This is a genomic window from uncultured Caulobacter sp. (assembly GCF_937900395.1).
GTDB lineage: Bacteria > Pseudomonadota > Alphaproteobacteria > Caulobacterales > Caulobacteraceae > Caulobacter.
This window is the reverse complement of sequence record NZ_CALCDX010000057.1, coordinates 1-5,340: the sequence shown is the minus strand read 5'-3', so window position 1 is coordinate 5,340 and position 5,340 is coordinate 1. Positions and strand designations below refer to the sequence as shown.

General features: G+C 67.5%; 5 protein-coding genes. 4 read left to right on the top strand and 1 reads right to left on the bottom strand.

The window, feature by feature from the left end:
* On the bottom strand, nucleotides 1–821 hold an 821-nt coding region (locus tag Q0379_RS05200), incomplete at its 3' end, for a Crp/Fnr family transcriptional regulator (protein WP_299005227.1).
* A gap of 200 nt (nucleotides 822–1,021) precedes the next feature.
* On the opposite strand from Q0379_RS05200, the gene Q0379_RS05195 reads away from it, so the two are divergent.
* The 4 genes from Q0379_RS05195 to Q0379_RS05180 all read left to right on the top strand — a co-directional run.
* Nucleotides 1,022–2,614: a carboxyl transferase domain-containing protein gene (locus Q0379_RS05195; protein ID WP_299005222.1), complete on the top strand. Its 1,593-nt coding sequence runs from the start codon at nucleotides 1,022–1,024 to the stop codon at nucleotides 2,612–2,614.
* A 21-nt stretch (nucleotides 2,615–2,635) separates the two neighbouring features.
* Nucleotides 2,636–3,475, top strand: coding sequence for an enoyl-CoA hydratase-related protein (locus Q0379_RS05190; RefSeq protein ID WP_299005219.1), 840 nt, complete (start codon nucleotides 2,636–2,638; stop codon nucleotides 3,473–3,475).
* A 22-nt stretch (nucleotides 3,476–3,497) separates the two neighbouring features.
* Nucleotides 3,498–4,811, top strand: a complete 1,314-nt coding sequence (locus tag Q0379_RS05185) for a DUF3667 domain-containing protein (RefSeq protein ID WP_299005216.1) — start codon at nucleotides 3,498–3,500, stop codon at nucleotides 4,809–4,811.
* An 8-nt stretch (nucleotides 4,812–4,819) separates the two neighbouring features.
* Nucleotides 4,820–5,340 (top strand): biotin carboxylase N-terminal domain-containing protein (locus Q0379_RS05180; RefSeq protein ID WP_299005214.1); only part of this gene is annotated, 521 nt, incomplete at its 3' end.

Genomic DNA, 5,340 nt, shown 5'->3' with positions numbered 1-5,340 from the left:
GCGGGCTGGGTCGCGGCGACCCAGGCCTCCGACCCGCTGGGGCGAGCAAGGCTGGCCGACTGCAGCAGGATCAGATCGACAAGGCGCTGGGCCTGGAGGGGGCCCGAGGCGTAGCTGGGGATCACCGTGGGCGGAGGACGGTCTCCGCGCCCCACGCGGAACAGGCGGTCCACTTGCCGGCCGACCACGTGCTTCCAGGCGGTCTCGTCGGCCTCGGCGACATAGAGGACGAAGTCGTGGGCGTGCTCGACATTGCCGAACCACTCGGTCGGGGCCAGCAGCGCCTCGCCGCCCTCGACGGTGACGGTGTAACCGAGGTTCTCGATACAGCGGCCCAGGCGCTCGACGATCGGCCGGATCGGCGCGCCGGGCTCGACAGCGATGAAGCCGAACACCGACGGATCGCCCACGGCCGGCTGACTTCGCGCCTGCCGCGCCCGAAGGATCATCAGCCGCGACAGCTCCAGCAGGACGCTGGGGTCTTCCTCGGCGGCCTCGAAGAAGACGTCGCGGGGCATGGCCAGCATCTCACTGTCGCGCAGGGCGACCATGCTGGCGGAGTGGGCGGTGTCGCCGATCATCGCCATCTCGCCGGCCGGCTCGCCGGGGCGGATCAGGCCCAGGAACTGCGGTTCCTGACCGGGCTCGCGGCGGAAGGCGCCCAGGCGGCCCGTCTTCAGGAAGTAGAGCTGGTCGGCCGCTTCGCCCGGCTCGAACAGGGTCGCGCCGCCGGGCAACGAGAACCACGCCGCCGTTCCGTTTCGCCGCTCGCGGGCGAACAGGCGCGCTAGGGCCGAGTCATCGGGCAGGGGCGTTTCCACGGCGCGGACCGTAGAGCCGCCAGGGCGAAGCTGTAAACGGCCTCGCGTGATCGGCAGGCTTGACCCCAGCTGCGCGTTCAGGCGCAATCATTGCGTTGGAAGTTAAAGTGTCTAAGAACGGTTTTGGCTCTGAATCTTCGGCTTCGGGGTCCAAAAAACTCCGACTTCCGGGGATGGGTGGAAAAGGCTAAGCGTCGGTCATGCCGAAGTTGAACTCCGTTATCGACGCGTCCAGCGACGCCTTCGCCCGCAACGCCGCGCATAATCGCGCCTTGGTCGCCGAACTGCGCGCCAAGGTGGCCGAGGCGGCGCTGGGTGGTCCGGAGAGCGCCCGCGAGCGCCACGCCTCGCGCGGCAAGCTGCTGCCCCGCGAGCGGGTCGAGCGCCTGCTGGATCCCGGCTCGCCCTTCCTGGAGATCGGCCAACTGGCCGCCTGCGATCTCTATGGCGGCGAAGCCCCGGGGGCGGGGATCATCTGCGGCGTCGGCCGGGTGTCCGGCCGAGAGGTGATGATCGTCGCCAACGACGCCACGGTAAAGGGCGGCGCCTATTTCCCGATGACGGTGAAGAAGCACCTGCGCGCTCAGGAGATCGCTCAGCAGAACCGCCTGCCGTGCGTCTATCTGGTCGACAGCGGCGGCGCGAACCTGCCGCACCAGGCCGAGGTCTTCCCCGACCGCGACCACTTCGGCCGCATCTTCTTCAACCAGGCGCGGATGAGCGCGGCGGGCATTCCGCAGATCGCCTGCGTCATGGGTTCATGCACGGCCGGCGGCGCCTATGTCCCGGCGATGAGCGACGAGACCGTCATCGTCCGCAATCAGGGCACCATCTTCCTGGCCGGTCCGCCGCTGGTGAAGGCCGCGACCGGTGAGGTCATCAGCGCCGAGGAGCTGGGCGGCGCCGAGACCCACGGCCGTCGCTCGGGCGTGGTCGACCACGTCGCCGAGAATGACGAGCACGCGCTGGAGATCGTCCGCTCGATCGTCGCGAACTTGAACACCACCAAGCCCGACCAGCTGGTCCTGACCGAGGCCGAGCCGCCCCTGTACGACCCCGAGGAACTTTACGGCGTCGTGCCGACGGACGTCCGCGCGCCCTACGATGTGCGCGAGGTGATCGCCCGCATCGTCGACGGCTCCAGGTTCGACGAGTTCAAGGCGCTGTACGGTACGACGCTGGTTTGCGGCTTCGCGCGTATCTGGGGCCAGCCCGTGGCGATCCTGGCAAACAACGGCGTGCTGTTCTCGGAGAGCGCGCTGAAGGGCGCGCACTTCATCGAGTTGGCCTGTAAGCGGAAGATCCCGCTGGTCTTCCTGCAAAACATCTCGGGCTTCATGGTCGGCGGCAAGTACGAGGCCGGCGGCATCGCCAAGGATGGCGCCAAGCTGGTCACGGCCGTCGCTTCGGCCGAGGTTCCAAAGTTCACGGTCTTGATCGGAGGCAGCTTCGGGGCCGGCAACTACGGCATGTGCGGCCGCGCCTACAGCCCGCGCTTCCTGTTCACCTGGCCCAACAGCCGCATCTCGGTGATGGGCGGCGAGCAGGCCGCCAGCGTGCTGGCCACTGTCCATCGCGACGCGGCCAAGTGGACGCCGGAGGAGGCCGAGGCCTTCAAGGCGCCGATCCGCCAGCGCTATGAGGACGAGGGCAATCCGTACCACGCCACCGCACGCCTATGGGACGATGGCATCATTGACCCGGCTCAAACGCGGGACGTTCTGGGGCTTGCAATCTCGGCCAGTCTCAACGCCCCTATCCCGGAGACGACCTTCGGCGTCTTCCGGATGTAGCGTCCCAAAGGAGTAGCCCCCATGACCAACCCCATCGCCGATCCCATCGTCGAGGTCCCCGACACCGACGCGATGAGCCCGCTGGTCCACATGGAGAGCACGCCCGAGGGCGCGGTCACCGTCTGGATCAATCGCCCTGAGAAGAAGAACGCCTTCGACGCGGCGACCATCGCGGCCCTGCGCCAGACCTTCGAGACCCTGCACGGGGCCGAGGGCGTGCGCGTGGTGTTCCTGCGCGGCGTCGGCGGAACGTTCAGCGCCGGCGCGGACCTCTCCTGGATGGCCGACGCCGTCGAGTGGGACGAGGACGACAATCGCGAGGACGCGCTTGAGCTGGCCCATATGCTCAAGGCCCTGCACGACATCCCGGCCCTGACCGTGGCCCTGGTCGAGGGCGCGGCCTATGGCGGCGGCGCCGGCCTGGTGGCGGCGTGCGACCACGCCCTGGCCTCGGCCGACGCCAAGTTCTCGTTCTCGGAAGTGAAGCTGGGCCTGACCCCGGCGACGATCAGCCCCTACGTGATCGCCGCTCTCGGTCCGCGCACCGCCAAACTGCTGTTCGCCACCGCTCGCGTCTTCGACGCCGACGCCGCCTGGAGCTACGGCCTGGTCGACGAGGTGTTCGACGATGTGGCGGGCCTGGAAGCCGCCCGCGACGCCCTGATCGAGGAGATGGTTCCCTGCGCGCCCGGCGCGATCGGCGACGCCAAGGCCCTGGTCAACGACTTTGCTGGTCAGAAACTCGACAAAGGCCTGGTGGAAGAGACCGCGCGCCGCATCGCGCGTCGCCGCGTCTCGGAAGAGGGACAAGAAGGCGTGCGCGCCTTCCTCGCGCGTCGTAAACCGACCTGGGCTGAATAGACTCAACCAGGGGGATGTGGGCGTGGTGACAGGCGCGGAACTGGAAGCGGCGGCGGCGGATTCGGCGGGGAGCTTCACCCGGTCGAAGAAGAAGCCGTTCCCGCACAAGGGCGAACCTTGCAAGAACTGCGGCACGCCCCTGGAGGGGTGGTACTGCTATTCGTGCGGCCAGAACGCCGACACGCATCACCGCTCCATCTTGCACCTGATCTGGGAGACCATCGAGGGGATGTTCCACCTCGATGGTCGCCTGGCCAACACGCTGCCGCTGCTGTTCTTCAAGCCAGGCGTCCTGGCCAAGGACCTGATGGAAGGTCGGATCGCGCGGCACGCGCCGCCGTTCCGCACCTTCCTGGTGGCCCTGCTGCTGTTCATCTTCGCGGCCGAGCACGCGATCCACAACATTCGCCACGAGATCGAGCTCAAGGAAGAGAAAGAGATCGCGGCGCTCGCCACGCCCGCCGGCCGCAAGGCCAAGGCCGACGAGATGCGCAAGGACGCCGTGGAGACCCGCGACAGCCGCCTCAGCGCCGCCGCCGAAGTGCGTGACGAGGCGCTCAAGGAGGAGGGGGCGAACAAGGCCGAGATCGCCGCGGACTACGACGAGAGGGTCAAGAAGGCCCAGGATCGCTACGCAGCCAAGATCGCCGAGGCCGACGCGCTGGAGAAGAACCCCAACGCCGCCGCCGAAGCCAAGGCCAAGATCGAGAAGCGCGGCCAGGACGCCGCCGAACAGATCCGCGGGTTGGACCTGCAGGACGTTGGCGCCATCGATGAAAACAGCCGGAAGATTGGCGAAGCCAATATCGGCGGCCAGCACTTCAATGTGGTCACGCCAGGCGGCGAGGCCCACAAGGAGGTCAAGGCCGACATAGATCTTGGCGAGACCTCCAAGGGCCATGGCTTGGCCAATGGGTTCAAGGAAGGCTTGGCCAAGGCTATCGCCAACCCCGACTACTACATCCTGGTTATGTTCGGCTGGGCCCACCGCCTGGCCGTGCTGCTGCTGCCGATTATCGGCCTCAGCCTGGCGCTGGTCTATGTGAACCGTCGGCAGTTCTACATCTACGATCACCTGCTGGTGGCGACGAACCTGCTGTCGTTCGCGTTCCTGACCAACGCCATCGGCATGGTGCTGCCCGCGTCCCTTATCGGTCCCTGGTTCGCCATCCTGACCTTCTGGACGCCGATCAACCTCTTCCAGACTCTGCGCGGCGGCTACGGCTCGACCGTCGTGGGGGCCATCTTCAAGACGCTGGTCGTCTGGTTCATGAGCGTCTTCGCCTTCGCCATGCTGATCACGGCGTTGATGCTGTTCACCCTCACACAGATGTAGGTCCCCGCTTGATCGCTTCCGTCCTGATCGCCAATCGCGGCGAGATCGCTCGCCGCATCATCCGCACCGCCCGGGAACTGGGCGTGCGGACGGTCGCCGTCTACTCGGAAGCCGACGCCGACGCGCCGTTCGTGATGGAGGCCGACGCGGCCATCCTGATCGGACCCGCGCCGGCCAAGGACAGCTATCTCGACCCGCGCAAGATCCTGGCGGCCGCCAAGCAGATGGGGGCGGACGCCATCCATCCCGGCTATGGCTTCCTGTCCGAGAACGCCGACTTCGCCCAGAGCGTGATCGACGCGGGCCTGACCTGGATCGGTCCGCCGCCCTCGGCGATCCGCGCCATGGGCCTGAAGGACGCCGCCAAGGCGGTGATGATCAAGGCCGGCGTGCCGACCACGCCCGGCTATCTCGGTGAAGATCAATCGGTCGAACGCCTCACGGCCGAGGCCCGAAAGATCGGCTATCCGGTGCTGATCAAGGCCGTGGCCGGCGGCGGCGGCAAGGGCATGCGCAAGGTCGAGCGGGC